Below are 26,630 nucleotides of genomic sequence, written 5' to 3' on the forward strand. Positions count from 1 at the left end.
CCGCGGTGCCGACGCAAGCCCGCGAGGGATCGAGGTGCGCGACGCTAGCGTCGTGGGTGACGTGAAGGATCGCCCTCGATGAGTACCCCGAACACGCTCGTCGCCGACCGCTATCGGCTGGTCAAGCTGATCGGCACCGGCGGCATGGGCGTCGTGTGGCATGCGCACGACGAGCGCCTCCAGCGACCCGTGGCACTGAAGATGCTGCGGCCGCAGCCCGAGCTCACCGACGAGGAGCGCGAGGTCGCGACGGCCCGGGCCATGCGCGAGGCGCGGATCAACGCGGGCCTGCACCATCCGAATGCCGTGCCGGTCTTCGACGTGGTCGAGCACGAGGGGCGCCCGTGCCTCGTGATGCAGCTGATCGACAGCACGCCGCTGTCGGTGCTGCTGCAGGAGCACGGGCCGCTGACACCGCCGGAGACAGCGCGGATCGGGGCGCAGGTCGCCGCGGCCCTCGCGGCCGCGCATCGCCTGCGCATCGTGCACCGCGACGTCAAGCCGGGCAACATCCTCATTCGCGAGGACGGGTCGGCGATGATCAGCGACTTCGGCATCGCGCACGCGCTCGGCGACACGACCATCACGGGCACCGGCATGGTGCACGGCACGCCCGCCTACCTGGCGCCCGAGGCGGCGCGCGGCGACGCATCGGGCTTCCCCTCCGACGTGTTCTCGCTCGGCTCGACCCTCTACGCGATGCTCGAGGGGTCGCCGCCGTTCGGCGACGACCGGAACGCGATCGCCCTGCTGCACCGCGTGGCGCGCGGCGAGCACCCGGCGCCGGCGCACGCGGGGGCGCTCGCTCCCCTGCTCGCCGAGATGCTCGCCGTCGATCCGAAGCAGCGTCCGCGCATGGACCGCGTCGCGGAGCGATTGGCCGAACTCGACGCCGCGCTCGCCGACGGCAGCCCGCCGACGCTGCCGCTGGGCGCGGTTGGGGCCGCCACGGGGATGGCCGACGTGACCGCGATCGACGTGGCCGCGGCCGCGGCCCCGGCGCCCACCGTCCCGTCCGCGACGCGGGTGATCGGCGGCACCGCCGAGACCGAGCGCATGACGGAGGTCGGGACCGACGACGAGGATGAGCAGGATGACCGGGTCGCGGCCGAACCCGGCGCTCCCCTGTTCCCGTGGTTGGCCCAGCCCATCGACGAGCCGGCCACCGCCCCGGAGCGCGCCGTTTCGGGCCCGGGCCCGGCGAGCGCCGGCGACCGGGAGCATCCACGACGGCGCCGCGGTGCGCTCATCGCCGCCGTCGTCGTCGTCGCGCTCCTCGCGCTGGGTGGCATCCTGCTCGCCGGCGTGCTGCGACCGGATGGCGGCCCCCGCGCCGAACCCGACCCCGACGAGTCGTCCGCTGCCGCCGAGACGAGCGAGCCCGCCCCGACGCCGTCGGAATCGCCGAGCCGGGAGCCGAGCGCCTCACCGGAGCCCACTCCCGTCCCGGCGCCGACTCCCACTCCTGCCCCGGCCCCGGCGCCGCAGACCGCCGAGGAGCGAGCGGTCGACGCGGTCGTCTCCTACTACTCGCTCATGCCCGGCGACCTCGACGCCGCCTGGCCGCTGATGACCGCCGACTACCAGGTGAACCACGTCGGCGGCCGCGACGCATACCAGGCGTTCTGGGGCGACGTGTCCGACGTGGAGGCATCCGACGTCTCCGCGAGCGCGCCCGACCGGGTGCAGGCGACGCTGGTCTACACCTTCACCGACGGACGGGTCGTCCGCGAGGTCACCGCGTATCGCCTCGTCGACGAGAGCGGCACGTTGAAGATCGCCGAGACCACGGTGCTCAGCAGCGAGGAACTCTGATCCCTCCGATCACCTCGGCCCGGCCACGAACCGGGGATGCCGCTCCACGCGCCATCCGCCGGCGTCGTAGCCGAAGTTGTCGAGCACCTTCTTCGGCGGGTCGAACGTGCCGCCGCCGTTGCTCAGCGAGGCCCACACGCCGGCGTATCCGAAGCCGAGGATATCGGCGCGCTGGTTCCCGGCCACGTCGGCGACGAACCGCGGATGCTTCTCGACCCGCCATCCGCCCGCGGTGTACCCGAAGTTGCTCAGCACCTTCGTCGGAGCCTGGAACGTGCCGTCGCCGTTGTTCACCGAGACCCACACGCCCTGGTCGCCGAACCCGACGATGTCGGCGTAGGTGCCGCCGGCCACGTCGGCGACGAAGCGCGGATGCTTCTCCACGCGCCATCCACCGGCGCTGTAGGCGAAGTTGTCGATGACCTTCTTCGGCGCTTGGAACGTGCCGTCGCCGTTGTTCACGGAGACCCACACGCCCTGGTCGCCGAACCCGACGATGTCGGGGGCCTTGCCGCCCGCGACGTTCGCGAGGAACCGCGGGTGCTTCTCGACCCGCCATCCTCCCGCGCTGTACGCGAAGTTGCCGAGCACCATCTTCGGCGGCTGGAACGTCCCGTTCCCGTTGTTCAGCGAGACCCACACCCCCTGGTCGCCGAAGCCGATGATGTCGGCCCGACCGTCGCCGGTCAGGTCGACGACGAACCGTGGATGCTTCTCCACGCGCCATCCGCCGGCCGTGTACGCGAAGTTGCCGAGCACCATCTTCGGCGGCCGGAACGTCCCGTTCCCGTTGTTCAACGAGACCCAGACGCCCTGATCGCCGAAGCCGATGATGTCGGCGCGACCGTCGCCCGTGAGGTCGGCGAGGAAGCGGGGATGCTTCTCCACGCGCCATCCGCCGGCACTGTACGCGAAGTTCCCCAGGACCTTGGTGGGCGGCTGGAAGGTGCCGTTGCCGTTGTTGAGCGACACCCATACCCCCTGGTCGCCGAACCCGACGATGTCGGCCCGGCCGTCGCCGGTCAGGTCGGCGAGGAAGCGCGGATGCTTCTCCACACGCCATCCGCCCGCGTTGTAGGCGAAGTTCGCGACGACCATCTTCGGCGCCTGGAAGGTGCCGTCGCCGTTGCTGAACGACACCCATACCCCCTGGTCGCCGAACCCGACGATGTCGGCCCGGCCGTCGCCCGTCAGGTCGGCGGTGTACGGCATGCCGTACTCGCGCGGCACGGCGCCCTCTTGCAGCGCCCGTCGGGCGTTGACGCGCCCATATCCCATCTGGTCGTTGCGGGTGCCGTTCGGGAACCCGGCCTGCTGCGCGTAGGGCACGGTGCCGACCTTGTCGGCCGTGGTCTCGATGCGCCTGCGGATCTCGACGTTCGACAGCCCGGGCTCGTGCGCCTTGATGAGCGCGGCGATTCCGGCGACGTGCGGCGTCGCCGACGACGTGCCGTTGAAGGTCGCGACGTAGTCACCCGCCGTGCCGGGCTGCGGGTTGTACCCGGCCGTGCCCTGCCGATCGGTCGTCGGGATGCGGACCCCGGGCGCCACGACGCTGACGCCCGGCGCGTAGTTGGAGCCCCACCAGTCCTCGCCGTCGGGGCTCGTCTCCGACTTCCGGTTGTCGGCTTGGTCGGACGCCCCGCAGGCGATCACGAGCGGATGGCGCGACGGGTACCGGTTGAACGTGTCGATGTTCTCGTTGCCGGTGGCGGCGCACAGCACGAGTCCGGCTGTGTGCGCCTCGGCGATGGCCGGGTCGATGATCGCGAAGTCCCAGCCGACCGGCCCCATCCCCTCACCGGGCCCGTAGACGCCGAAGCTCATGCTGATGACGTCGGCGCCGTGCTGGGCGGCGTACCGGATGCCCGCCGCGCACTCGACGTCGGTCCAGTTCTGGAAGGCGAGCGGCAGGATCGGCGAGCGCCCCGCGACGCCGGCGACGCCCACGCCGTTGCCGGTCGTCGCCGCCGCGATTCCCGCGCACGCCGTGCCGTGGTTGCCGGTCGGGCTCCCGTCGGGCTGCATCGTGCCGAGGTTGATACCCGGGTCGCTGAACGACAGGTCGGGGTGCGTCAGGTCGCACCCTTCGTCGAGGATGCAGACGACGGCATCCGCGCCACCCTGGCCGAGGTCCCACGCACCCGGCCCGTCGATCTGGGCCATGCCCCACTGCTGCGGGTAGAGCGGGTCATTCGGCACGCCCGAGACGGGCACCAGCATCGGCATGGTCTCGAATCGGGCATCGGTGAAGAGGCCGTCGTCGAGCAGCGCCTCGCGCAGCTCGATCGCATTGCGGTCCTTCGGCGCGGTGACGCGGCAGTACCGGAACGGGTCGGTGTAGCGGCTGCGCTCGTCGTCGGGTTCCAGCCCGAGCTCGGCGAGCCTGCCCCGAACGGCGTCCTCGGATGCGCCGTCGGCCGGCCGCACGAGCAGGACGTCGGGCACCAGCACGACGGTGCCTCCCATGCCCTCGACATCGGGGAACTGGTACGCCGGGGCGAGCCAGTCGACCTGGTCGCCGAGCTGGGCCTCCACGTCGGTCGTCGCCCTCGGCGCGCCGTCCGGGGCCGGGATGCGAACCCAGCGACGGCCCCCACCGTCGTTGATCCGCGTGTGGCCGCCCAGGCTGTCGGTCGTCAGCTCCTCGTCGCTGACCGGCACCAGCCCGGCCGAGGTCAGCGCGTCGATGCCTTCGGCGCCCGCCGTGACGTCGGCCGCGAGCGACGCGACGCCGATGTCGGGCACCTTGGTGAGGGTCACGCCGGTTCCGTGCGTCACCTGGTTCGGGTACTCGTTCATGATCTCTCTCCCCCTGGATCGGACCGTGGCACGAGCGATATCGAGAACGCGCCCATCCGACCGCGGTGGCGCCCGAGGGCACCTCGACCGCGCGGCGACGTCGCCGTGCACCTCCACACCGGGAGGGCGGCCGGGTCGACCGGCGGACGTCACGGTCGGACGGACCGTCGATCGGGCATCGCACGGTCGGTCCTCGCCCCCAGTCCTACTCCGCGGGCACGAACATGACTAGTCCTCAGTTATGTGGACCGCCGTGTCGGACCCTCGTGCCGGCACCGCATGCGCCGCGCCTCAGTGGAACACCGAGCGAGCGTCGGCCGTCACCTCGATCGGTACGGTGAGCGGGAGGAACTCCGATGAGATCGGGGCCCGCCAGACCGCCCGCAGCGTGACGGTCGCGCTGCGACCGTCGGCCGATCCGGCGCGGACGAGTTCGACGCCCTCGAGCGAGGATACCGCATCGCCGAGGTACTCGGCCGCCGCCTCGCGCACCGCGGCGTCGTCGAGGTCGAACACGAGGTCGCGGCCCTCGACGCGGACGTCCTCGAGCCGCCACGACTCGGCGGCCGCGAGCGCCGCGCCGTCGGCGAGCGTGAACAGGCGCTTGCGCTCGAGGTAGAGGGACGTCGCCGAGACCACGACCAGTACGAGGGCGAGCGCCAGGACCCCGTAGAAGATGGTGAGCAGGAGCGTCGAGCCGTCCTCGTCGGCGACGCTGCGGCCCCGCCTCACGGTGCGCCCGCGAACCGCGACACCGTGTGCGTCGCGCTCGACCGGAGCTCGACGGTGCCGATCGAACTCGAGGCGAGCACCTGCGGCACGAGCGGGAGGGCCACGAGTGCCCGTACGCGCACCGTGATGCGCGACCCGGGCGCGTCGCAGGCCTCCGAACAGTCGACGTCGACGGATGCCGTGCCGGCATCGATGCCGTAGTCGGCGAGCACGACCCGAACGGTGCGCTCGACCGCACCCGGTGAGCCCGCGGCATCCGCCCGCAGCACGGCGACCCGCGCCGCCTGCCGGGCAGCGCCCTCGACGCCGAATGCCGCCGCCTGGATCGAGGCGACGGCCAGCACCAGGTAGACGAGCGGAACGAGCAGGATCATGCCGACCGTCAGGAACTCGAGCGACGCCGAGCCGCGCTCGCCCACGTCGCCGTCACTCGACGGTCTCGAGCGCGGCATGCCCGGTCACCTCCAGGGCGCGTTTCGGCCCGAGCAGGCCCACGACCGGCAGCGTGGTGCGGACCGTGACCGCGATCGCGGGGACGCCATCGATCGACGTCGTCGCGGCGCTGACCTCGCCGGCGAACTCGGCGGCGATCGCCGAGCCGATCAGTTCGCGTGTGCGCTGCACCCCGGCGTCCGGCGAAGACCCGGTGAGCGCCGCGTACCTTGCGCCCTCCGCCGCCGCGTCGAGCACGGTGTTCCGCACGTGCAACGCGAGCGCGAGCTGCACGACCGCGAGCAGGAGCGCGGTGAGCAGGACCCCGACGAGCGAGAACTCGGCGACGGCCGAACCCCGCTCGTCGCGGAGCGGCCTCAGAACCCGGTGACGCGGCTGATCGCCTGGTCGAAGACGCCCGACAGCGCCGGGCCTGCGAGGCCCCAGATCACGATGACCAACCCTGCGGTCATGAGCGTGATGAGCACCCAGCCGGGCACGTCGCCGCGCTCGTCCTTCAGTCGTCGAGCGATCAAGTGCGGCATGAGGGGTCCTTTCGAGGTCGGTTCGGGGTCGATCGCGCATCAGAATCCCGCCTGCAGCACGAGGTAGCCCGGGAAGAGCGCGAACGCGATGGTCACGGGGAGGATCAGGAAGATCAACGGCACGAGCATCGCGATCTCCTTGCGACCGGCGAGCTCGATGATCGTGCGCTTGGCCTCGGCACGCGCATCGCCCGCCTGGGCGCGGAGCACCGCGGCGAGCGGAGCGCCCCGATCGAGTGCGCCGAGCACCTGGTCGAGCGCGCGCGTCAGCGCGGGATGGTCGAGGCCGTCGCGGAGATCGGCGAGCGCATCGGACAGCGCGATGCCGGTGCCGACGGCGGCGACGACGCGCGCGAACTCGGTGGGCAGCTCGCCCGAGCCCGCACGGGCCACGCGCCGGAGCGCGTCGAGCATGCCCTCGCCCGCGGTGAGGCTCAGCGTCAGGAACTCGAGCATGGTCGGCAACTCGGCGGAGATCCGCGCGAGGCGCCGGCGTGCGGAACGCTGCAGGAGCCAGTCCCGGAGCACGACCCCGGCGATCGCGGCGAACGCGGGCACCGCGACGCGCACGACCGTCGGCATCGTCGCGAACGACGGCGCGAGAACTGCCAGCGCGGCGCCGATCGTGAACGCGACGCCGGCCCACGCGAGCTGCTCGCCACGGAAACGCTCCACCGTCGCACCCGACCCCGCCTGGCGCAGCCGACGTGCGATCGCCTCGTTGCCGCCGAGCACGCCGCTCAACGTCGCGCGAAGGCGGCGTGCGACCGGGAGGACGAGGAGGCCGAGCACCGATCCGGGATCGGCGTCGGATCGTGCGCGCATCGCGCGCGCCTCGGGCGAGATGTCGGTGAGGTACGGCGCGACTCGATCCACCAGGCGCGCGCGGCCCAGGCGCGGCATCGACGCCGCGACGAGCCAGAGGCCGAGGCCGAGCACGGCGCCGAGCGCCAGCGCGATCGTCGGGACGGTGCTCAGGTGAACCATCGACGCTCCTCCGGCAGGCGGCCGAGGCCGAGCATCAGCCGGTACGCGACGATCGTGACGGCGACCCCGACGAGGATGAGCGCCGTGCCCGCCGCGGAGTCGTACGCCTCGAGCGTCTCCGGTCGGCTCGCGAGGACCAGCAGCAGCAGCCACGGCGCCGCGACGCCGAGCCGTGCGGCGTTCCGGATCCACGACTGCCGTGCCACCACCTCGGCGCGCAGCGTCGCATCCTCGCGGAGGTACGCGGCGAGCCCGCGGAGCACGGCGGTCACGTCGGTGCCGCCGACCTCCCGCGCCATCCGCAACGTCTCGAGGATGCGGTCGGCCACCGGATCGGCCAGGCGCGACTTGAGCGAGTCGATCGCCGAACCGAAGTCGCCCGTTCGACGGAACTCGCCGTCGAATCCCGCGAAGGCGGGCCGCGTCGCCGCAGGCCCGAGCTCGGCGAGCGCCCCGATGCTGTCGGGCAGCGACATGCCCGCCCGGACGGAGGCCACGAGGTGATCCACCACGTCGGGCCAGATGGCGCGGTTCGCGGCACGCCGCCGGTTGGCGCGCGACCGGATCACGACGACGAGCAGCAGCGCGCCGAGCACTCCGGCGACAGCAGTGAGCACGGGGACACCGAAGACCGCCTGCGCGAGGGCCGCGGCCACGACGCCGAGCACCAGCCCGACGACCACGACCGCCGCGACGGGAGCACCGGGCAGGCCCGCGAGCGCCAGTTCGTCGGCGATGGTCGACGAGCGCCGGCTCTGCGCGGGCGCGTCGTGCCGCTTCGGCCACATCCACGTCGATGCGACGAGCAGCAGGCCGACCCCGAGCATCGCCCCGAGCAGGAGGCTCACGCCGCCGCTCCCAGAACGATCATCGGGTCGAGTCCGACTGCCGCGAACTTCTCGGGTCGCGCGGGCAGCGCACCGGTCGGTACGAGGTCGCCGCCGTCCAGGTGGAAGATCGGATCGCTCAGCACCGCGGCGCCCGACGCCTCGCCGGTCGGAGCGATGATCTCGGCGACGCGCCGACGACCGTGCCGGTCGATCGCGAGGTGCACGACGACGTCGACGCAACTCGCCACGGTCGGTACGACGAACGCCGAGTCGATGTTCCGACCCGCGAGCAACGGCAGGGTGCAGAGCTTGGTGAGCGCATCGCGCGCCGAGTTCGCGTGGATCGTGCACATGCCCGGAAGCCCCGAGTTGAGTGCGATCAGCAGGTCGAGGCTCTCAGCTTCGCGCACCTCCCCGACGACGAGGCGGTCGGGTCGCATGCGCAGCGCCTCCTTGATGAGGCGCCGCAGCGTGATCTCGCCCGTGCCCTCGAGGTTGGGCTGGCGGCACTGCATCGACACGAGGTCGCGGACGTCGAGGTCGAGCTCGAACGTCTCCTCGACCGTCACCACCCGCTCGGAGGCGCGCGCGGTCGACATGAGCGCGTTGAGCATCGTGGTCTTGCCGGTGTGCGTCGCGCCCGAGACGAGGATGTTCGCCCCGGCGAGCACGCTCATGCGCAGGAACTCCGAGGCCTGGTTCGTGAGCGAACCGAGCTCGACGAGCCGGCCGAGCGTCCGGATGCGCTGCTGGAACTTGCGGATGTTGACGGCCCAGTGCGACCGCGTGACATCCGGGATCGCGACGTGGAGCCGCGAGCCGTCGGGAAGCGACGCGTCGACGAACGGCGAGGACAGGTCGACGCGGCGACCCGAGTGCTGCAGCATCCGTTCGACGAGGTCGCGCACCTCGCGGTCGGAGAGCACGAGCGTGGTCAGCTCGGGCACGCCGGCACGGGCGATGAACACGCGCGTGGGCGAGTTGATCCAGATCTCCTCGATCGAGGGGTCGTCGAAGAACGGTTGCAGCGGCCCGTAGCCGGTGATGGATGCCACGACCTCGCGCGCCGTGCCCGGCTCGTCGCCGAGCGGGGCGTGCGCGCCGGCGAGCGCGCGCTCGGAGTACCGGCGCACCTCCTCGGCGGCGTACCGCGCCGCCAGCGCCTCGTCGCGGGCGAGGTCGGCGCCCTCGCGGAGCACCCGGCCGCGCACCCGCTCGGCGATGGTGCGCACGGGGTCCGACATGCGCTCCATCTTGGCGACCGCCGCGACGACGGCGTCGGAGTTATCCACACCACTCGCGCCGGCTGGGTCGGCCACCGGGTCGGTCGCCGTGCGTCCATCACGGCGCGACGAGCGCGAGGAGTGCGCGAGTTCGCAGGATGAGCCGCGTCATCCGCCCGCCCACGCCCCCTCACGTCGTCTCATCCTGCGAACTCGCCCCGGCGATCCACGTGGTCCGCCCGGCGCACGGAACCGACGCGGGAGCAGCGGCCCGGCGTGACCGCTCGGTCGCGCAGGGGCATCATGGAGGCATGGCAGGGCTCCTGCTCGACCTCGACGGCGTCGTCTACGTCGGCGACGCGGCGGTGCCGGGCGCACGCGAGGCGCTCGACCGGCTCGTGCGCGAGGGCGTGCCGCACCGGTTCGTGACGAACACGAGCTCCCGGCCGCGCCGGGCGATCGTGGAGAAGCTCGCGCGGCTCGGCGTGACGGTGCGCGAGGAGGATATCCTCACGCCGGCGGTCGCCGCGGCGGCGTGGATGCAGCGGCGCGGCCTGTCGCGACCCGCGCTGTTCGTGCCCGACGCGACCGCGGGCGAGTTCGCGGGATTCGACGCCCTCACCCGCAGCGCCGACGACGGCGCCGACGCCGTGGTGGTCGGCGACCTCGGCGACGGATGGGACTTCGCCACGCTGAACCACGCGTTCCGCCTGCTCATGGCCGACCCGGCCGTGCCGCTCGTGGCGCTCGGCCTCACGCGATACTGGCGCGCGGAGGACGGCCTGCGCCTCGACGCGGGCGCCTTCGTGCGCGCGCTCGAGTACGCCGCGGGCCGCGAGGCGATCGTGCTCGGCAAGCCCGACGCCGCGTTCTACCACGCCGCAACCGACGCGCTCGGGCTGGATCCGGCCGACGTCGTCATGGTCGGCGACGACCTGCGCGCCGACGTCGAGGGCGCCCAGCGCGCGGGCCTGGCCGGCGTGCTCGTGCGCACCGGCAAGTTCGCGCCATCCGATCTCGAGGCCGAGGTCGTGCCCGACGCCGTGCTCGACTCGCTCGCCGACCTGCCCGACTGGTGGGCCGCGCGCGGGCGCAGTTGACGCCCTACATCGACGCCAGCACCCGCCCGATCCCGAGCACCACGCCCGTGATGGCGAGGAGCATCAGCCAGACGCGCGCCCGCCCCAGTTCGGGGCCCGCGATCTCGGCGAGCGCCAGTGCGGCGAGCGACACGGGCACGGTGAACCAGATGCCGCTCGCCCACGTCAGCATCGAGACGCCCGCGATGACGAGCGCCCATGCCTTCGCCGGCGCGGGCCACTCCGGCCGGGTGCGTGCGCTGCGAGGCTGGTCGTGGGTCATGGCGGTTCCACCCTCGACGGTAGGTCGCATGCCGCCGCCGGCGGACGGGCTTGACAGCGGCCCGGATCAGGAGCGCTGCTCGACCGCGGGCTGCTCGGCCTTCGGCACGATCCGGAACTCCGGGGCCCGGGTCACGAGCAGCCACGCGGGCAAGATGATCACGCACAGCCAAGGCAGCAGGCCGATGTCGCCCGAGACGCCGGCGGCCATGAACAGCGACAGCCAGCCGTCGCGCGTCGCGACGAGCAGCATCCCGATGAGGGCCGCCGCGACCGCCAGTCCGAGCGGCAGCCCGGGGATCACCGCGGACGCGAGGACGCCGATCGCGACGCCGATGAAGGTGGCCGGGAACACGCGGCCGCCGCGGAACGCGGCGCTCGCGGCGACGACGAGCGCGACGAGCTTGACCACCACGATGAGCACCAGGTCGCCCGGCGAGTAGTCGTCGGGGTTCGCGAGCAGCTCCCCCATCTGGTCGAGGCCCTTGAAGAGCGTGATCGGCCCGCCGATGAAACCGAGCACGCCCAGCACGAGGCCGCCGAGGCCCGCGATGAGGATGGGGCTGCGCAGCGCATGGAAGGCGCGGTGCACGACGGGCAGCGCGATCACCCCGAGCAGGCCCACGAGCACCGCCGCGCACGCGACGGCGACGCCGATCACGACATCGAGCGCGTCGACCGTGCTCGGCGGCACCGTGAACGAGAGCGGCGGCACCCCGAGCACGTGCATCGTCCCCGACCCCGCGGCGGCCGAGGCGAGCGGCAGGAACAGCTTGTCCCACAGCGAGCCGCCGCCGCGCACCGCGGCGAGCGCGCCCGTGAAGAGCAGGGCCGCGCCGACCGGGGTGCCGAACAGCGCGCCGATGGTGCCGGCCGCGGCCATGAGCATCGCGAGCCGCGGCGGCACGCGCGGCACGAACCGGGCGAGCAGCGCCACGGCGAGCGAGACGTTGATGGCGATGATCGGGTTCTCCGGCCCGAGGCTCACGCCGCCCGCGAGGCCGAGGACGGTGACGATCGCGATGCTCGGCAGGGTCCGCAGCTTCAGCGGCGGCTCGAAGAGCTCGGTCGTCGCCGAGTCCGGCCCGCCGTGCCCCGGGATGAACTGCAGGCACACGCCGACGAGCAGGCCGGTCGTCGTGAGCACGGCGACGATCCACCATCCGCTCGGATCGATGCCGAGCGCGTCGGGCAGCGTCGTCCACACGGCGTCCTCGATCACGCCCGCGACCGCCTCGAGCGCCCAGAGCATGAGCGCCGTGATGATGCCGATGACCAGCGCGGGGATCGACAGCAGCGCGAGCTGCCGCGGCGTCGGCGCCGGTGCCTCCTGATCCGTCGTCTGCATCACGCCTCCACGATGTCGCGTCGCTCGAACGCGACGATTCCAGCACTGCACAGGATGGCGGCGACGGCCGTCATCACGATCGCCGACCATGGGTCGATCGGGTCCACCGGCACCTGCTCGAGGTGGTGGAACGGCGAGACGTCCTGCACCCACTCCGGCCACTCGAGCAGCTCGCCGACGAGCTCGATCACGTAGGCCACGACCGCCGCCCCCGCGGCCACGGGCACCGTCGCGCGCGGCGCGACCCCGAAGACGAGCACCGCGAGCCCCGCGAACACGGCGACCGCGGGGAGCACGTTGATGAGCGCCGACGCGACGTCGGCGGTCGTCACACCCGAATCGGTCGCGAGGGCGCTCAGGGCCAGCGCGGTCGCGGCGACGGACGCGAGAACCAGGATGGCGCCCGCCATCGCCAGCACGTGCCCGCCGAGCCAGCGCCAGCGCGACAGGGGCCGGGTCAGGAGGAAGTCGGCGCGCGTCGACGCCTCCTCCGCCCGGGTCGCGCCCATGCGGAACGCCGCGTACACCGCGAGCACGAGACCGATGATCTTCGCGATCATCGCGACGAACCCGAGCGTGACCTCGTCGACCGACATCCCGAAGGCCGTCAGCAGCTCGACGAAGCCCTGGTCCTCGAGCAGGAAGTCCTCGACGATCGGGAGCATCCACCCCATCACGATGCCGACGGCGGCGAGCCCCGCCGCCCAGGCGGCGAGCACGCCGGAGTTCGTGCGCCACGCGAACGAGGTCGCGCCGCCGAGGCCCCAGCGCCGCGTCCGCCCCGTCGTGCGCGCGCGCACGAGCCCGGCTCCCGAGTCGCGCACGCCGCGCAGCAGCACGGCGGCGCCTCCGAGCACGAGGATCGCGGCCAGCGGCACGAGCAGCACCTCCCACCGGTCGGCGTCGAACGCCTCGATGCGGTCGAACCAGCCGGCGGGGGTGAGCCACCCGAGCCAGGCGCGGCGGTCCGCGCTGTTCGCAGCCATCCGCAGCAGGATCCAGGCGACCATGAGCCCGCCTGCGACGGACAGCGCCAGGCGCCGCGTACCGAACACCTGCGAGCACACCGCGCCGACCGCCACGAGGGTGCCCGCGTAGGCGGCCACGGTCAGCCCGGCCAGCGCGGAGCCCTCGGGTTCGGCGCCGATCGCCGTGAACGCGATGCCGACCGCCGCGCCGACGAGCAGGCAGGCGATGAGGAGCACGCTCGCCTGCACGGCGAGCACGCTCCGCGCGCGCAGCGCGCCGACCGCCTGGACCGCGTCGGCGCGACCCGAGTCCTCGTCGCCGCGCAGCACGCGCGTCGCGACCGTGAGCGCCCACGCGGCGGAGATCAGGGTGAGGTACAGCCCGGCATCCCAGAGCGCGAACCCGCCGACCGTGTCGACCGCGCTGCCCGTGCCCGAGATGATCCGCACGCCGGGGTCCTCGGCCCAGAACAGCAGCGCCCGCCGCGATTCCGCGTCGGGGTAGGCCGTGCGGAATGAGAGGCCCTCGAGCACGATGAGGCCGCCGAGGCCGAGCGCGATCGCGACGGCGCCGCGCACGACGAGCCGCGTCGTCAGGAGCGCGACCGCGCCCATGGGGTTCGGCGCGTGCCCGGCACGCAGGTGGCGGTGCGTCGCCGTCGCGTGCGCGGTGGTCATGCGGTTCCCTTCCCCGGTTCCGGTCGCGGTCGTGGTCGTCAGTAGTACGTGAGGAAGATCTCCTCGAGCGAGGGCTCGACGGTGTGCAGCCGGATCACCCGGTGCCCGGCCAGGCGGCGGATGAGCGCGTCGGGTTCGCCCGCGACCGTGATGCGCACGCCGCCGCGGACGCCCGCCATCGGTTCGACGCCGGCGACCCCCTCGACGCCCTCGAGCGCCGGCGCCTCGCCGTCGAACACGACCTCGAGGATGGTCGCGCCGATGCGCCGCAGCTCCTCGAGCGCGGCCACCTCGACGAGCCGCCCGGCGCGGAGGATGCCGACCCGGTCGCAGAGGTCCTGCACCTCGTCGAGGATGTGCGACGACAGGAAGATGGTCTGCCCGCGCGCCGCGGCATCCCGCGCCACGACCTGGAACTGCTCCTCCATCAGCGGATCCAGGCCTGCGGTCGGCTCGTCGAGCAGCAGGACGTCGGGGCGGCCCATGAGCGCCGCGACGAGCGCGACCTTCTGCCGGTTGCCCTTCGACATCGACCTGATTCGCTCGGAGGGATCGACGTGGAACCGGTCGATGAGCTCGGCCCTGAAGCCGGGGTCGACCCACCCGCCGACGTTGCCGAGGAGCCTCAGCACCTCGTCACCCGTGAGCTGCGGCCACAGCGCGACCTCGCCGGGCACGTAGCCGAGGTGCCGGTGCGAGCGCACGACGTCGCCGACCGGCACGCCCAGCACGGTCGCGCTCCCCCGCGTCGGCCGGATGAGCCCGAGCAGCAGGCGAATCGTGGTCGTCTTGCCCGAGCCGTTCGGCCCGAGGAACCCGAAGATCTCGCCCCGGCGCACCTCGAGGTCGAGACCCTCGAGCGCCGCGACCCGCCCGTAGTGCTTGGTCAGGTCGGCCGTCGCGATCGCCGCGTCGCTCATCGGGCCTCCTCCCGCGTCCCCTGCAGTCTCGCGGTCGACCGCCCGGGCGGGCGGGGCACAAGGTCCCGGATGGCACGGGTCGGCGTGACATGACGTCCGGATGGCACGCGCAGGCGGATGCCGCGCGCCCGACGGCGGCGGCGCGTCAGCCGAGGTGGCCGAGCTCGGCCTCCGCCTCCTCGATGTCGACCTCGGCGCGGTCGGCCGCGTCGGCGGCGGAGTCGTGGTCGCGACGTGCCGACCTGGCAGAGCGCTCGGCGTCGGCCAGCTCATCGCGCAGCTCGTCGAGCCGTCGCTCGAGCTCGTCGCGCTCGGTGCGGAGCTCGTCGACACGTCGAGATTCCGCCTCGAGCCGCGCGGTCGCCTCGTCGAGCGCGCGACGTGCCCGCTCGGCGTGCTCGCGCGCCGACCTGACGGCTGCCTCGGCGCGCCCGTGGGCGGCGCGACGCTCCCGCTCCTGCGTCTGCGCCTGCTCGGGCGCCGGTTCCGGCTCCGCGGCGGCCGCCTCCGTCCCGCGCCCAAGGCCCTGCTCCGCCTCGGGTCCCCCGCGCCGGGCCGTGCGCGCCGGCGGTACCGCAGACGCGTCGCCCGCGACGGCTCCGTCGAGCTCGACGTCGAACCCCACCGCCTGCAGCGCACGCACGAGCCGCCCCGACCGCACCGCCGCTCCCGCGTCGGCCGAGACGGTCGCCGCGACGAGCGTCTGCTCGACCTCGTCGAGCACCGGGCGCGACGCGGAGCGGTCCGCGGCATCCGCCAGCGCGACCGCGGCGCGCAGGAGGTCGCGGACGACCTCGCGCCGCTCCGCCGCGAGCGCGGTCATCGCCCGGCCGTCGGCCGACGCCTGGGCCTCGGCGAGCTCGCCGCCGAGGCCCACGAGGTCGCCCAGCCGGTCGGCGTGGTCGCGCGCCAGCCGGTTCACGATCCACGCGGCGGGCGACGGACGCCGCAGCGCCGCGATCCGCCTGGCGAGCGCGGGATCCGCGGGCTTCGCCCCGGCCGCGCGCGCGTTCCGCGCCGCCGTGAACTCGTCGGGCACGAGCGCGTAGAGCGCGTCGGCCGCGTCGGTGAGCCCCTCGGTCGCCATCACCCCATCATGGCGCGGCGCACCATCCGTCACACCGTCTCGAGGTACTTGTGCACGACGCTCAGCGCGACGGCGCCCTGCCCGACCGCGGACGCGACTCGGCGCATGACGTCGGCGCGCACGTCGCCCGCCGCGAAGATGCCGGGCACGCTCGTCTCGAGGATGAACGGGTCGCGCTTGAGCTTCCACCCCCGAGGGCGTCGGCCGTCGTGCACGAGATCCTGCCCCGTGAGCACGAAGCCGTGGTCGTCGAGCTCGACGAGGTCGCGGACCAGGTCGGTGCCGGGGACCGCACCGATGAAGACGAACATCGCATCGGCCGGGATCGACTCCTCCTCGCCCGTCACCGTGTCGCGGACCGTCATCGACGTCAACCGGGTCTGGCCCTCGAGCGAGGTGACCTGCGCGTGCGGGCGCACCGTGATGTTGTGCGTCGCCTCGATCTGGTCGATGAGGTACTTCGACATGCTCCTCGCGAGCGAATCGCCGCGCACCAGCACGGTGACCTCGGCCGCGTACCGCGAGAGGAACATCGCGCCCTGGCCCGCCGAGTTCGCGCCGCCGACGACGACCACGCGGCATCCGGTGTAGCTCACGGCCTCGCTCGCCGCTGCGCCGTAGTACACGGATGCACCGCTCAGCCGCTCCTCGCCGGGGATGCCGAGCGTGCGCGCCTCGACCCCGGTCGCGAGCACGACCGCGCGCGAGCGCAGCTCGCTGCCGTCGTCGAGCGTCACGATCTTGTACGACTCCTCGAGGCGAATGCCGGTGACCGCCTGCGGGTTGAGGATCTCGGCGCCGAGGCGCTTGGCCTGCGTGACGGCCCGCCGCGCGAGGTCGGCGCCGCTGATGCCGTGGGGGAAGCCGAGGTAGTTCTCGATGCGCGAACTCGTGCCCGCCTGCCCTCCCGGGACCTCGCGCTCGATCACGGCCGTGCGCAGCCCCTCGGACGCGCCGTACACGGCTGCGGCCAGGCCCGCCGGGCCCGCGCCGATCACGATGAGGTCGTAGAAGGGCGACTGCGGGGGCGTGCGCAGCCCGATCCGCTGGGCGAGCTCGTGCAGGTCGGGGCACGCGAGCACCGTGCCGTCGGGCAGGAACACCACCGGCAGCCGAGTGCTGCCCTGGAGGGCCGCCTCGACGAGCGCCTTCGCGCCCTCGTTGCGTTCGATGTCGAGCCACTGGTACGGGATCTGGCTGCGCGCGAGGAAGTCCTTCACCGCGTGCGTCGTCGGCGACCACAGCGTGCCCGCGACGCGGATGCCCTCGTAGATCGGCGGCGTGTTCGCGTGCCAGTCGTCGAGCAGGTCGTTGAGCACCGGATAGAAGCGCTCCTCGGGTGGATCCCACGGCTTCAGCAGGTAGTAGTCGAGGTCGAGCGCGTTGATGCTCGTGATCGCGGCATCCGTGTCGGCGTACGCGGTGAGCAGCACGCGCTTGGCGTCGGGGTAGTGCGCAACGGCCTCGGTGAGGAACTCGGTGCCCGACATGCCGGGCATGCGCTGGTCGACCACGAACAGCGCGATCGGGGTGTTGCGGCGCTCGAACTCCTCGACGGCACCGAGCGCCTCCTTGCCCGAGGCGGCCCGCACGATGCGGTAGTCCTCGCCGTACCTGGACTGCAGGTCGCGCGCGACCGCGTTGAGCACCTGCGGCTCGTCGTCGACGGTCATGATCACGGGCTTGGCCATCGATCACACCTCCTGGGGCTGCGGGGGTCTGGCTCCGGCCTCGTCGGCGGTGCCGGCCGCGTCGGTGGTGCCGGCCGCGTCGGCGGTGCCGGCCGCGTCGGCGGTGCCGGCCGCGTCGGGCGCGCGGTGGATCGGCACGCGCACCGTGAACCGGGTGCGTCCGGGGCGGGAGTCGAGGTCGAACGTCCCGCCGTGCTTCTTCACGACGATGTTCCGCGAGATCGCCAACCCGAGCCCCGTGCCCTCGCCGGGCGCCTTCGTCGTGAAGAACGGGTCGAAGACCTTCGAGCGGATGTCGTCGGGGACGCCGGGACCGTCGTCCTCGAACTGGACCTCGACCCACTCGCCGTCGCGGCGCGCGCGGACCGTCAGCGTGCCCTCGCCGCCCATCGCGTCGATCGCGTTGTCGATCAGGTTCGTCCACACCTGGTTCAACTCGCTCGCGTACGCCTGGATGGGCGGGAGGTCGGGATCGTACTCGCGCCGCACGGTCACGCCGCGCTTGAGCTTGTTCTGGAGGATCACGAGCGTGTTGTCGAGGCCCGACCGCAGGTCGACGTCCTGCACGGGCGCCTGGTCCATGTACGTGTACATCTTGAGCGCCCGCACGAGCTCGACGATCCGGGTGGTGCCGACGACGATCTCGGAGAGCAGGGCGTAGATCTCCGACTTCAGCGCCAGCCACCGCGCGACGACCGGCAGCGCGTCACGCCCGAACCACCCCATGTACTCCTCGAGGTCGGCGACGCCCACCCCGAGGCTCACGAGCGACGCCGCGAGCTCCATGCTCGACGGCACCCCGTGCGCCTCCAGCCAGTCCTCGAGCTCGGCCTCGCGGTCACTGCGCTCGATGGGCCCGAGCTGCACGGGATCGTCGGCCCGGTCGGCGGCGAGCCGGTCGAGCTGTCGAAGGCGGTCGAGCGCCCGGCCGTACAGGCCGAGCGAGCCGAGCTCGATCTGCGCGTCCTGCAGCCGTTCGAAGACGTCGATGGCCTGCGACGCACCCCGTTGCGCTGCCGCCGCCGGATTGTTCATCTCATGTGCCATGCCCGCGGAGAGGCGGCCCAGCGAGGCGAGCTTCTCCTGCAGGACCAGCTGGTCCTGCATGGTGCCGATGCGGTGCAGCGTCTCCTCGAGCTCGGCGTTCCGTCCGCGGAACTCCGCTTCCCTCGCCCGGAAGTCCTCCTCGCTGCGGCGCAGCGCCTCCTCGACCGCGCGGCGCTCGCCGAGGTCGCGGATGATGCCCGTGTAGTAGCGGTCGCCGCGGACCGTCCACGTCGAGAGCGACAGCTCGACGGGGATCTCCCGGCCCGCCTTCGTGAGTGCGGCCAACTCCACCGTGCGGCCGATCACGTGGGCCTCGCCGGTCTCGTTGAAGCGGGCCATGCCCGCGCGGTGCTGCTCGCGGTACCGCTCGGGGATGATCAGCTCCAGCTGGCGGCCGACCGCCTCCGACTCGGCGTGACCCAGGATTCGCGTCGCGGCGGAGTTCCACGACACGATCCGGCCCGCGCGGTCCACGGAGACGATCGCGTCGATCGCCGACTCGGTCACCGACCGCAACCGCTCCTCGGTCGCCTCGGCCTCCCGCAACGCGGTCCGGGCCCGCAGCACCGCCACCTGGCGGTCGACCGTCGCGAGCACCTCCGCGCGATCGAACGGCCTCGCGAGCACGTCGACTCCGAGACGGATGGCTCGGGTGCCCCGCTCGGCGTCGCCCTCTCCGACGACGTAGACCACCCGCAGATCGCGCCCGTGACCTTCGCGAGGCAGCTTCTCGGCGAGATCGAACGGGTCGACGCCCGTGATCGCCGTGTCGACGAGGAGCAGGTCGGGCGCGCCGTCGAGCGCCGAACGTGCCAGTTCATCACCGTGGACGGCCTCGACGTCGTAGCGCCCGCCGTCGAGGATGCGGCGCAACTCGGCCACCGTTGCGGCGTCGTCGGAGACGACGACGATCATCGCGCGCTCGGCCATGCGAGTCCCTCCTCGTCGCTCCGTCGCGATCCAGTCGGCCCTCAAGGGTCAGGGTAGACCCGCGGGTCGTCGTGGAGCCATATCCGCGCGCACGATGCGGCGGCGCTCGCCGCGCCGTGGCGCCGCTGCCCGGTTCGATGCGATCCGTCCGATACATTCGGCCTCGAGCACGTGTTCGCGTGCACACCCCGGGGGACGACGAGGAACGGGAGGACGGATGACACCATCCGGATCGGCGGAGCCCGGGATCGCGCCAGGCGCGGCCCCCGCCGCAGAGGACCTCGACGCGCTGCTGAAACGGATCGTCGCGGACGAGCTCGAGACCTTGCGACTCGCGTTCGACGCGGGCGCCGAGTTCGCCGTCACGCGCGCGGGGCGTCGCGACGAGACCCTGCACCGACTCGAGTGCCCGGCACTGGAACCGCACCTGGACCGCCGTGCCCGCTGGACCGAGGAGCATCGAGAGCGGCTCGCGGCCGACCACTCCTATCGGATCCCCCTGCCCACGCTCATCACGCGCGAGCACGCGCGCACCATCGCGGAGGTGCGCGGCTGCCGCACCTGCTGGCCGAACATCACCGGGAGCGCACCGCGACCGCTCAAGCGCCTGACCGCGCGCGGCCTCCGCGCGCACCACGTCGGCCGCGTGCTCTCGACGGAGTCGGGCGAGTCGCTGGGCTCCATCGTGCGGACCTCCGCGCACACGGGCGCCGACCTGTTCGGCGTGGAGCACGACGAGATCGAGGTGGTGACGTCGGCGCGCACCATCCGCTACGCCCCGTCGGAGCACGTGTACCTCTGGGACCTGCCGAGCGACGCCGAGGCGATCGAGCGGAAGATGCGGCTGTTCACCCGACTCGGCACGGGGATCTCCCCCGCCGGTTGACCCGATCTCGCGGCCTAGACTGAACGGGCACTCGCGGGAGTGGTGAAATCGGCAGACACGCAGGATTTAGGTTCCTGTGCCTTCGGGCGTGTGGGTTCAAGTCCCACCTTCCGCACTCGACCGGGCGACCGGTCGTGCCGATCGGCGGCCGGCCCGGAACGGGATCGGCGGAGGTGGCGGATGACGCAGGATGCGCGGGTCGCCGGGGCCCCTCGCCCCGCGAGCCGGGCGCGCGAACGCCTCGCGCTGCCGCGGCCGTCCGCGAAGGCCACTGCGACCGGGATCGCCGTCGCGATCCTGCGCCACGTCGCGCCCGGCCTGCTCGTGCGCATCGCCGGGCGAGCGACCGACGGCGGCATCCCCCCGTTCGTCGACCTGCTCCGCATCGCCGAGCTCGCCGGCACCCTGCCGTCGACCGACCCGTCGTCCTCACCGACGGGGATCCTGGCTCGGTTCCCGCAGCTCGCCGACGTGGCGACCCGCGACGTCGTCATCGCCGGTCCGCACGGACCGGTGCGCGCCAGGACGTACCGCCCCCCGCATCCGAGCGGGATCGGCCTCGTCTGGGTTCACGGCGGCGCGTTCATCTCCGGCGACCTCGACCGGCCCGACGCGCACTGGCCCGCGCTCGAGCTCGCGCACCGCGGCGTCGCCGTGGTCTCGGTCGACTACCGGCACGCCGTACGGGGCGTGCACCATCCCGTCCCATCCGACGACGTGCTGGCCGGATGGCGCTGGGCCGCCGCGCACGCCGCCGAACTCGGGGTCGCGCGCGGCGCGCTCCACCTCGGCGGCTCGAGCGTGGGCGCGAGCCTCGCCGCGGGCGTCGCGAAGCGCGTGCGCGACTCGGGCATCCCGGAGACGACGCCGGCCGGCCTGGTGCTCGTCACGCCGTTCCTGCACTCGTCCGCCGCGCCGTGGCCGGCGGACCTGCTCGCGCGGATGCGCGCCTCGACGCGCAGTGCCGTGTTCTCGCCCGACGACCTCACGCACCTCGCCTGGAACTACGCCGGACGACGCAGCGTGCTCGACGACCCGTACGCGTTCCCGGCGAACGGAGACCTCGCGGGCCTGCCGCCGACGCTCGTCATCACCGAGGAGATCGACACGATCCGCACGTCGGGCGAGGACTTCGCCTCGCGGCTGCGGGCCGCCGGTGTGCCCGCGGTGGTGCGCATGACGCCGGGGGCGGCGCACAGCTCGATGAGCCGGCCCGCCGAGCCCACCGCGCAGGTCACGCTCGACGCGGTCGCCGAGCACCTGCTCGGGCGCTGGTCGCCGCAGGCGTGAGCGAGGGGTCTCGCGCCGACCCGCGCCTCAGCCTTCCCGGGCGTAGTACGGCCACGGGAGGAATCGGCGTTCTCCCCGGCGATCCGGGCCACGGAGCGTGACCTCCCCGGTCGCCGCCCACTCGACGCCGCGCGGGAACATCCGGATGAACTCGATGCGCCGGAACGTGTCGATGTCGTGGCCGATCGTGATCGTGAACGACCGGCCCGCGCCGTACTCGTTGATCCACGCGATGGGCTGGTCGGTGTTCATGCCGTTCAACTCGGCGATGCCGCCGTCGGGGATCACGACCGGATAGTGCGACATCGGCCAGACGGGCGCGTTCTCGTAGGCCTCGAGGTCGTCGAAGGTCGTCAGCAGCACCCGGGCACCCTCGTAGAGGTTCACGCCCGTGAGGATGTCGTCACCCGTCACCGTCCAGCGGGCGCTGATCCCCTCCGTGATCGGATGCCGCGGCTCGACGGTGTCGAGCTGCGCCTCGCCCCACGGCCGGGGGCGCAGGCCCGTCTCGTACGCGCTCAGCTTCGCGCCCCGCATGACGTTGTACTCCTCGGGGTAGCCCCAGCGGTCCTCCTGCGCGGCGGAGCCGTGGAACCACACGATGCCCTTGCCGTCGTCCTGGACGAACTTCAGGATCGCGGCATCCGTCTCCGCTCCGAATCCGACGGCCTTCTCGAAGAACCCGTCGCGACCCTCGAACACGACGATCAGCACGTCGTACTTGTCGATGATGTCGGCACCGAGGCCGCGCGGGTCTTCCACGACGCGCACCCGGAACCGCCCGGTGTCCTCGAGGAGCGTGGTGATCCACTGGTTGTGCAGCCGGAAGCTGCGGAACTCGTTGTCGTGCTCCCGGGTCATGTGCCCGGAGAGGATGAGCACGTTCAGGGTCTCGGCCATATGAGCGCTCTCTTATCTCGTGATCGACGGCGTCGTGGTGGAGACGCGTCGGAGGATCGGATCGAGCACGTGTTGCATCTCCCATCCGTTCAACATGACGCTGGTCGCGGGATGGGGAGTGAAGTCGCTCTCGACGACGATCCATCCGTCGTAGTCCGACTCCCGCAGGGCCCGAACGAACCCCGCGGAGTCCACCAGCCCGTTCGAATCGCCCAGTTCGGTGAACCAGCGAGGCACCACTCGAGACCCGCCCGCGCGCAGCACCCCGTACTCAGCAGCCGGTTGCCGGTACTCCTCGAGGTCGTCGACGACAGCGGCGTTCTTGAGCTGGACATGCACCACGCGATCCGGGTGGCGTTCGAGGAACGCGATCGGATCGATGCCGGCGATCGTGAGTTCGGCGGTGTCGAGCGTCAGGCCCACCGTCTCGGGATCGCTCGATGCGATGAGTCGTTCGAGTCCGTCCTCGGCCCGAAGACCGGACAGGAAATCGAAGTGGAGGCCCAGCCGCACGCCGAACTCCGCGATCGACTCGCCGACGAGCTGCCAGGCGGACGCGAGGCGCTCGATGGCTGCGTCGTCGAGCGGTCCCGTGCGACCCGCTCCGGCGCACGGGCGTGCGACCAGGACGCTCCCGCCGAGCTCTTCGAGAGCCTTCGCGAGCCACCGAGCGTGTTCGACGAGCAGAGGCCGCGCCGCCGGGTCGAGCGGATCCGTTCCGTGCGAGAGATCCTCCTGGAATGGCGCAGTCGGATCCCACACCCAGCTGCTCACGGAATCGAGCGCGGCATCCTCGACGAATGCACGAAAGCCCGCCACCGATCCGAAGTTCGCTGCGATCTGGGTGGGATTGCCGAGTGGCTCCCAACGGCCGCTGCCGGCGCTCAGCTCGACGCCGTCGAAGCCGGAGATCGAGATGACGCGCAGGGCCCGTTCGTGCTCACGGCGCCTGGCGAAGTCGTCGAACTGCGGCTTGAACTGGTTGATTCCGTACGCCCAGCGGATCATTTCCCCGCCTCCTCGGCGGCGACGCGCTCCAACACGTTCTTCGCGTACCACCGCGCGATGGCGGTGCTCTCGGCGTGGTCCCCGCCGAGCTTGTTCGCCTTGTCGTGCTCCACCGTGAGCCATCCGTCGTAGCCGTTGCGCACGACGGCGCGCATGAATGCCTCGAAGTCGACGAGGCCTTCGTCGTCGCCCATCTCGTAGAACCAGCGCGGGGTCGTCTCGGCCATGATCTCGGAGTCGGGCCGGCGGCGGTAGTCGCCGATGAGGTCGCGGTGACGGGTGTCCTTGAAGTGGAACCCGGTCACGCGGTCGGCGTACTGCTCGTAGAACTCGACCGGATCCACCGAGGCGATGCAGTGCTGCGCGGTGTCGACGAACAGGTTGACGAGGTCGGGGTCCGTATTCGCGTAGAAGGTGTCGAGTTCGTCCTTCGACTGGATGCCGCAGAAGAACTCGTGGTGACAGGTGAGCTTCACACCGGCGTCACGCGTGATCTCGCCGACCTTGTTCCAGAGGTCGGCCGTGACCTTGATCTTGTCCTCGGTGACCGGCTCCATGTCGGAGTAGAGCGTGGCCGGCATCACGATGATGTTGTCGAGCTCGATCCCCGACCATCGGTCCATCGTCACCCGGAAGCCCTCGAGGATGTTCTCGTGCGTCTCCGGAAGATGGGGCGCATAGTTGCGGGTGTCGTAGTCGGCCGCGTGGAAGATGTTCACGATGCGTTCGAGTCCGCGCTCGCGAACGAACTCCTGGTAGTTCGCGACCGAACCGTACATGCCCATGATCTGGTAGTAGCGGAAGTCGAAGGTGTCGATCGCGTCGTATCCGACCGCCGCGACCTGCTTCAGGAAGCGGTCCATCGTGTCGAGCGATTCCCACTGATCGATCGGGCCGTGCGGCGACTGGCTGCGCCAGTGGTCCATGTAGCTCCACTTCATCGCCGGCCTCACGCCTTCGTCGAGAATGCCGCGTCGAAGGACGCGTGCGGGGGCGTGATCTCGGCGAGCTTCCGCACGAAGGCGAGGGCTTCGGGCGCGCCGACCAGCCGGTCCATCCCGGCGTCCTCCCATTCGACGCTCGTCGGCCCGTCATAGCCGATCGCGTTCAACGCCCTGAAGAGCGGCTCCCACGGCACCTGGCCGTGCGCGGTGGACACGAACGTCCACCCGCGGCGGGGGTTCGCCCACGGCAGGTGCGAGCCGAGCACGCCATTGCGCCCGTCGAGGTTCGTGATCGACTCCTTCACGTGCACGTGGAAGATGTGGTCGGCGAAGTCGAGCACGAACGCGACCGGGTCCAACTGCTGCCACATGAAGTGCGACGGGTCGAAGTTCAGCCCGAAGCTCGCGCGGTGCCCGATCGCCTCGAGCGTCGCCTTGGCGGTCCAGTAGTCGTACGCGATCTCGCTCGGGTGCACCTCGAGGCCGAAGCGGACCCCCACCTCCTCGAACACGTCGAGGATCGGGTTCCACCGGTCGGCGAAGTCCTGGTAGCCCGCCGCGATCCACTCGTCGGACGCGGGCGGGAACATCGCCACCGCCTTCCAGATCGACGAGCCGGTGAACCCGTTGACGGTCTTCACGCCCAGCTTGGCCGCGATCCGGGCGGTGTCCTTCATGTCCTCCGCGGCGCGCTGCCGCACCCCCTCCGGGTCCCCGTCGCCCCAGACGCGGTCGGACAGGATGTCGCGGTGGCGTTCGTCGATCGGGTCGTCGCAGACCGCCTGGCCGGTGAGGTGATTGGAGATCGCCCACACCTTCAGCCCGTTTCGCTCCAGGATGTCCAACCGTGACTGCACGTACGCGTCGTCGTCCCAGCGCGACACGTCGAGGTGGTCACCCCAGCAGGCGATCTCGAGGCCGTCGTAGCCCCACTCCCCCGCGAGTCGCGCCACCTCCTCGAACGGGAGGTCGGCCCACTGGCCGGTGAACAGCGTGATCGGACGAGGCATCCCAGCTCCTTTGCTCTGTCGTCGGTTCGAATTCATCGCGAGGCGGCGACCGAGGCGCCGACGGGGACCCACGAGGAGCCCCGCTCGGAGCTCTGCTCCACGGCGTCGAGCACCCGCTGCACCGAGAGACCCTCCGCGAAGGAGGGGTGCGGGTCGGTGCCCTCGGCGATTGCGGTGACGAGGTCCACGACCTGGTGGCTGAACCCGTGCTCGTAGCCGAGCATGTGGCCCGCGGGCCACCACGCCGAGACGTAGGGATGCTGCGCCTCGGTCACCAGGATCCGGGTGAAGCCCTGCGTCTCAGCCGGTGCGGTGCGGTCGTAGAACCAGAGCGTGTTGAGGTCCTCCAGCTCGAACCGGAGCGCGCCCTTGTCGCCGGACACCTCCAATGTCAGCGCGTTCTTGCGCCCGGTCGCGAACCGCGTCGCCTCGAACGAGACGAGCGCGCCGGTCGACAGGCGACCGGTGAAGATCGCGACATCGTCGACCGTCACCTCGCCGTAGCCCTCAGCCGCCGTCCCCGACAGGCCCGAGCCGGACCCCTGCAGCGGCCGCTCTGTGACGATGGTGTCGACGACGCCCGTGACCGCCGTCACCTCGAGGCCGGTCACGAACTGCGTCATGTCGATGATGTGCGCCCCGATGTCCCCGAGCGCGCCCGAGCCGGCGTGCTCCTTCTGCAGGCGCCACGCCAGCGGCATCTCGGGGTCGACGAGCCAGTCCTGGCGATATGCCGCACGAACCTGAGCGATCCTTCCGACCGCTCCCTGAGCGATGAGGTCGCGAAGGAACGTCACTGCAGGCACCCGGCGGTAGGTGAAGCCCACCATCGACCGCACACCCTTCGCGGCTGCGCGGGCCGCAGCATCCGCCATAGCCTCCGCCTCCGCCACGGTGTTCGCGAGCGGCTTCTCGCACAGCACGTGCTTGCCCGCCTCCAACGCCGCGATCGCGATCTCGGCGTGCGAGTCGCCCGGCGTCACGATGTCGACGATGTCGATGTCGTCGCGCGCGATCACCGCACGCCAGTCGGTCGCCGACTCCTGCCAGCCCCACCGCGCCGCGGCATCCGCCACCGCCTCCGCATTGCGCCCGACCACGACGGCCATCTCCACGGCCGCGGGCAGCTCGAACACCCTGGGTGCCTGGCGCCACCCCACCGAATGCGCGGCCCCCATGAACCCGTACCCGATCAT

The 26,630-nt window shown here is 72.1% G+C and carries 24 protein-coding genes and 1 tRNA gene; 5 read left to right on the forward strand and 20 right to left on the reverse strand.

Going from position 1 to position 26,630, the window contains the following annotated elements; genetic code table 11:
- Nucleotides 1–78 precede the first annotated feature (78 nt).
- Entirely contained in the window at nucleotides 79–1,815 is a 1,737-nt protein-coding gene (locus tag JOD46_RS18825) for a serine/threonine-protein kinase (protein ID WP_204395006.1), read from the forward strand.
- A 9-nt stretch (nucleotides 1,816–1,824) separates the two neighbouring features.
- On the opposite strand, the gene JOD46_RS13280 is transcribed toward JOD46_RS18825, so the two are convergent.
- The 8 genes from JOD46_RS13280 to JOD46_RS13310 form a co-directional block, all read right to left on the reverse strand.
- Nucleotides 1,825–4,617, reverse strand: a complete 2,793-nt coding sequence (locus tag JOD46_RS13280) for a S8 family serine peptidase (protein ID WP_204395007.1) — start codon at nucleotides 4,615–4,617, stop codon at nucleotides 1,825–1,827.
- Between the two features lie 291 nt (nucleotides 4,618–4,908).
- Nucleotides 4,909–5,349, reverse strand: a complete 441-nt coding sequence (locus tag JOD46_RS13285; RefSeq protein ID WP_204395008.1) for a pilus assembly protein TadG-related protein — start codon at nucleotides 5,347–5,349, stop codon at nucleotides 4,909–4,911.
- Nucleotides 5,346–5,801, reverse strand: a complete 456-nt coding sequence (locus JOD46_RS13290) for a hypothetical protein (RefSeq protein ID WP_204395009.1) — start codon at nucleotides 5,799–5,801, stop codon at nucleotides 5,346–5,348. The genes JOD46_RS13285 and JOD46_RS13290 overlap by 4 nt, the downstream gene beginning before the upstream one ends.
- Complete coding sequence (locus JOD46_RS13295) at nucleotides 5,776–6,228, reverse strand: TadE/TadG family type IV pilus assembly protein (protein WP_307835106.1); 453 nt, start codon at nucleotides 6,226–6,228, stop codon at nucleotides 5,776–5,778. Before JOD46_RS13295 ends, JOD46_RS13290 begins: the two co-directional genes overlap by 26 nt.
- Nucleotides 6,159–6,326 (reverse strand): hypothetical protein, encoded by a 168-nt coding sequence (locus JOD46_RS18655; protein WP_239563984.1) that lies wholly within the window; start codon nucleotides 6,324–6,326, stop codon nucleotides 6,159–6,161. The genes JOD46_RS13295 and JOD46_RS18655 overlap by 70 nt, the downstream gene beginning before the upstream one ends.
- A gap of 39 nt (nucleotides 6,327–6,365) precedes the next feature.
- Nucleotides 6,366–7,313, reverse strand: coding sequence for a type II secretion system F family protein (locus tag JOD46_RS13300; RefSeq protein WP_204395011.1), 948 nt, complete (start codon nucleotides 7,311–7,313; stop codon nucleotides 6,366–6,368).
- Nucleotides 7,301–8,161: a type II secretion system F family protein gene (locus tag JOD46_RS13305; protein ID WP_204395012.1), complete on the reverse strand. Its 861-nt coding sequence runs from the start codon at nucleotides 8,159–8,161 to the stop codon at nucleotides 7,301–7,303. Before JOD46_RS13305 ends, JOD46_RS13300 begins: the two co-directional genes overlap by 13 nt.
- Entirely contained in the window at nucleotides 8,158–9,387 is a 1,230-nt protein-coding gene (locus JOD46_RS13310; protein WP_204395013.1) for a TadA family conjugal transfer-associated ATPase, read from the reverse strand. Before JOD46_RS13310 ends, JOD46_RS13305 begins: the two co-directional genes overlap by 4 nt.
- A 290-nt stretch (nucleotides 9,388–9,677) precedes the next feature.
- On the opposite strand from JOD46_RS13310, the gene JOD46_RS13315 reads away from it, so the two are divergent.
- Nucleotides 9,678–10,466 carry a TIGR01458 family HAD-type hydrolase gene (locus JOD46_RS13315; protein ID WP_204395014.1) on the forward strand — a complete coding sequence of 263 codons (789 nt, stop codon included), beginning with the start codon at nucleotides 9,678–9,680 and terminating at the stop codon, nucleotides 10,464–10,466.
- Nucleotides 10,467–10,470: 4 nt separating this feature from the next.
- On the opposite strand, the gene JOD46_RS13320 is transcribed toward JOD46_RS13315, so the two are convergent.
- The 7 genes from JOD46_RS13320 to JOD46_RS13350 form a co-directional block, all read right to left on the reverse strand.
- Nucleotides 10,471–10,728: a hypothetical protein gene (locus JOD46_RS13320; protein ID WP_204395015.1), complete on the reverse strand. Its 258-nt coding sequence runs from the start codon at nucleotides 10,726–10,728 to the stop codon at nucleotides 10,471–10,473.
- Between the two features lie 66 nt (nucleotides 10,729–10,794).
- The gene (locus JOD46_RS13325; RefSeq protein WP_204395016.1) at nucleotides 10,795–12,075 is read right to left on the reverse strand and encodes an ion channel protein; all 1,281 of its coding nucleotides are present in this window, start codon (nucleotides 12,073–12,075) and stop codon (nucleotides 10,795–10,797) included.
- On the reverse strand, nucleotides 12,075–13,721 hold the full coding sequence (locus JOD46_RS13330; protein WP_204395017.1) for an efflux permease Rv1217c-related protein: 1,647 nt from the start codon (nucleotides 13,719–13,721) through the stop codon (nucleotides 12,075–12,077). Before JOD46_RS13330 ends, JOD46_RS13325 begins: the two co-directional genes overlap by 1 nt.
- A gap of 38 nt (nucleotides 13,722–13,759) precedes the next feature.
- Nucleotides 13,760–14,641: an ABC transporter ATP-binding protein gene (locus JOD46_RS13335; protein ID WP_204395018.1), complete on the reverse strand. Its 882-nt coding sequence runs from the start codon at nucleotides 14,639–14,641 to the stop codon at nucleotides 13,760–13,762.
- Between the two features lie 145 nt (nucleotides 14,642–14,786).
- Complete coding sequence (locus JOD46_RS13340; protein WP_204395019.1) at nucleotides 14,787–15,728, reverse strand: hypothetical protein; 942 nt, start codon at nucleotides 15,726–15,728, stop codon at nucleotides 14,787–14,789.
- Nucleotides 15,729–15,757: 29 nt separating this feature from the next.
- Nucleotides 15,758–17,419, reverse strand: coding sequence for an FAD-dependent oxidoreductase (locus JOD46_RS13345; RefSeq protein WP_204395020.1), 1,662 nt, complete (start codon nucleotides 17,417–17,419; stop codon nucleotides 15,758–15,760).
- 3 nt (nucleotides 17,420–17,422) lie between these two features.
- The gene (locus tag JOD46_RS13350; RefSeq protein WP_204395021.1) at nucleotides 17,423–19,396 is read right to left on the reverse strand and encodes an ATP-binding response regulator; all 1,974 of its coding nucleotides are present in this window, start codon (nucleotides 19,394–19,396) and stop codon (nucleotides 17,423–17,425) included.
- A 217-nt stretch (nucleotides 19,397–19,613) separates the two neighbouring features.
- On the opposite strand from JOD46_RS13350, the gene JOD46_RS13355 reads away from it, so the two are divergent.
- The 3 genes from JOD46_RS13355 (at nucleotide 19,614) to JOD46_RS13365 (ending at nucleotide 21,572) form a co-directional block, all read left to right on the forward strand.
- A complete protein-coding gene (locus JOD46_RS13355) occupies nucleotides 19,614–20,282 on the forward strand; it encodes a hypothetical protein (protein WP_204395022.1) in 669 nt (222 codons plus the stop codon).
- A 33-nt stretch (nucleotides 20,283–20,315) separates the two neighbouring features.
- Nucleotides 20,316–20,397: transfer RNA gene (locus tag JOD46_RS13360), tRNA-Leu, on the forward strand.
- 65 nt (nucleotides 20,398–20,462) lie between these two features.
- Complete coding sequence (locus JOD46_RS13365) at nucleotides 20,463–21,572, forward strand: alpha/beta hydrolase (protein ID WP_204395023.1); 1,110 nt, start codon at nucleotides 20,463–20,465, stop codon at nucleotides 21,570–21,572.
- A 27-nt stretch (nucleotides 21,573–21,599) separates the two neighbouring features.
- Here JOD46_RS13365 and JOD46_RS13370 read toward each other — a convergent pair whose 3' ends face one another.
- From JOD46_RS13370 to JOD46_RS13390, 5 genes are read right to left on the reverse strand one after another with little or no spacing between them, the layout of a single operon-like run.
- Complete coding sequence (locus JOD46_RS13370) at nucleotides 21,600–22,472, reverse strand: ThuA domain-containing protein (protein WP_204395024.1); 873 nt, start codon at nucleotides 22,470–22,472, stop codon at nucleotides 21,600–21,602.
- Between the two features lie 12 nt (nucleotides 22,473–22,484).
- A complete protein-coding gene (locus JOD46_RS13375) occupies nucleotides 22,485–23,480 on the reverse strand; it encodes a sugar phosphate isomerase/epimerase family protein (RefSeq protein WP_204396646.1) in 996 nt (331 codons plus the stop codon).
- Nucleotides 23,477–24,421 carry a sugar phosphate isomerase/epimerase family protein gene (locus tag JOD46_RS13380; protein WP_204395025.1) on the reverse strand — a complete coding sequence of 315 codons (945 nt, stop codon included), beginning with the start codon at nucleotides 24,419–24,421 and terminating at the stop codon, nucleotides 23,477–23,479. The genes JOD46_RS13375 and JOD46_RS13380 overlap by 4 nt, the downstream gene beginning before the upstream one ends.
- A gap of 8 nt (nucleotides 24,422–24,429) precedes the next feature.
- A complete protein-coding gene (locus JOD46_RS13385; protein WP_204395026.1) occupies nucleotides 24,430–25,434 on the reverse strand; it encodes a sugar phosphate isomerase/epimerase family protein in 1,005 nt (334 codons plus the stop codon).
- A 32-nt stretch (nucleotides 25,435–25,466) separates the two neighbouring features.
- A complete protein-coding gene (locus JOD46_RS13390; RefSeq protein WP_204396648.1) occupies nucleotides 25,467–26,630 on the reverse strand; it encodes a Gfo/Idh/MocA family protein in 1,164 nt (387 codons plus the stop codon).

Origin of the sequence: Agromyces aurantiacus (assembly GCF_016907355.1) — a bacterium.
Classification (GTDB): Bacteria; Actinomycetota; Actinomycetes; order Actinomycetales; family Microbacteriaceae; genus Agromyces; species Agromyces aurantiacus.

Coding starts and splice junctions, on each gene's coding strand:
- JOD46_RS13330 (WP_204395017.1), bottom strand. CDS start 13,721: ATGACCACCGCGCACGCGACGGCGACGCACCGCCACCTGCGTGCCGGG.
- JOD46_RS13290 (WP_204395009.1), bottom strand. CDS start 5,801: ATGCCGCGCTCGAGACCGTCGAGTGACGGCGACGTGGGCGAGCGCGGC.
- JOD46_RS18655 (WP_239563984.1), bottom strand. CDS start 6,326: ATGCCGCACTTGATCGCTCGACGACTGAAGGACGAGCGCGGCGACGTG.
- JOD46_RS13385 (WP_204395026.1), bottom strand. CDS start 25,434: ATGCCTCGTCCGATCACGCTGTTCACCGGCCAGTGGGCCGACCTCCCG.
- JOD46_RS13370 (WP_204395024.1), bottom strand. CDS start 22,472: ATGGCCGAGACCCTGAACGTGCTCATCCTCTCCGGGCACATGACCCGG.
- JOD46_RS13315 (WP_204395014.1), top strand. CDS start 9,678: ATGGCAGGGCTCCTGCTCGACCTCGACGGCGTCGTCTACGTCGGCGAC.
- JOD46_RS13365 (WP_204395023.1), top strand. CDS start 20,463: ATGACGCAGGATGCGCGGGTCGCCGGGGCCCCTCGCCCCGCGAGCCGG.
- JOD46_RS13375 (WP_204396646.1), bottom strand. CDS start 23,480: ATGATCCGCTGGGCGTACGGAATCAACCAGTTCAAGCCGCAGTTCGAC.
- JOD46_RS13355 (WP_204395022.1), top strand. CDS start 19,614: ATGACACCATCCGGATCGGCGGAGCCCGGGATCGCGCCAGGCGCGGCC.
- JOD46_RS13380 (WP_204395025.1), bottom strand. CDS start 24,421: ATGAAGTGGAGCTACATGGACCACTGGCGCAGCCAGTCGCCGCACGGC.
- JOD46_RS13350 (WP_204395021.1), bottom strand. CDS start 19,396: ATGGCCGAGCGCGCGATGATCGTCGTCGTCTCCGACGACGCCGCAACG.
- JOD46_RS13340 (WP_204395019.1), bottom strand. CDS start 15,728: ATGGCGACCGAGGGGCTCACCGACGCGGCCGACGCGCTCTACGCGCTC.
- JOD46_RS13325 (WP_204395016.1), bottom strand. CDS start 12,075: ATGCAGACGACGGATCAGGAGGCACCGGCGCCGACGCCGCGGCAGCTC.
- JOD46_RS13335 (WP_204395018.1), bottom strand. CDS start 14,641: ATGAGCGACGCGGCGATCGCGACGGCCGACCTGACCAAGCACTACGGG.
- JOD46_RS13300 (WP_204395011.1), bottom strand. CDS start 7,313: ATGGTTCACCTGAGCACCGTCCCGACGATCGCGCTGGCGCTCGGCGCC.
- JOD46_RS13310 (WP_204395013.1), bottom strand. CDS start 9,387: ATGTCGGACCCCGTGCGCACCATCGCCGAGCGGGTGCGCGGCCGGGTG.
- JOD46_RS13280 (WP_204395007.1), bottom strand. CDS start 4,617: ATGAACGAGTACCCGAACCAGGTGACGCACGGAACCGGCGTGACCCTC.
- JOD46_RS13390 (WP_204396648.1), bottom strand. CDS start 26,630: ATGATCGGGTACGGGTTCATGGGGGCCGCGCATTCGGTGGGGTGGCGC.
- JOD46_RS13320 (WP_204395015.1), bottom strand. CDS start 10,728: ATGACCCACGACCAGCCTCGCAGCGCACGCACCCGGCCGGAGTGGCCC.
- JOD46_RS13345 (WP_204395020.1), bottom strand. CDS start 17,419: ATGGCCAAGCCCGTGATCATGACCGTCGACGACGAGCCGCAGGTGCTC.
- JOD46_RS18825 (WP_204395006.1), top strand. CDS start 79: ATGAGTACCCCGAACACGCTCGTCGCCGACCGCTATCGGCTGGTCAAG.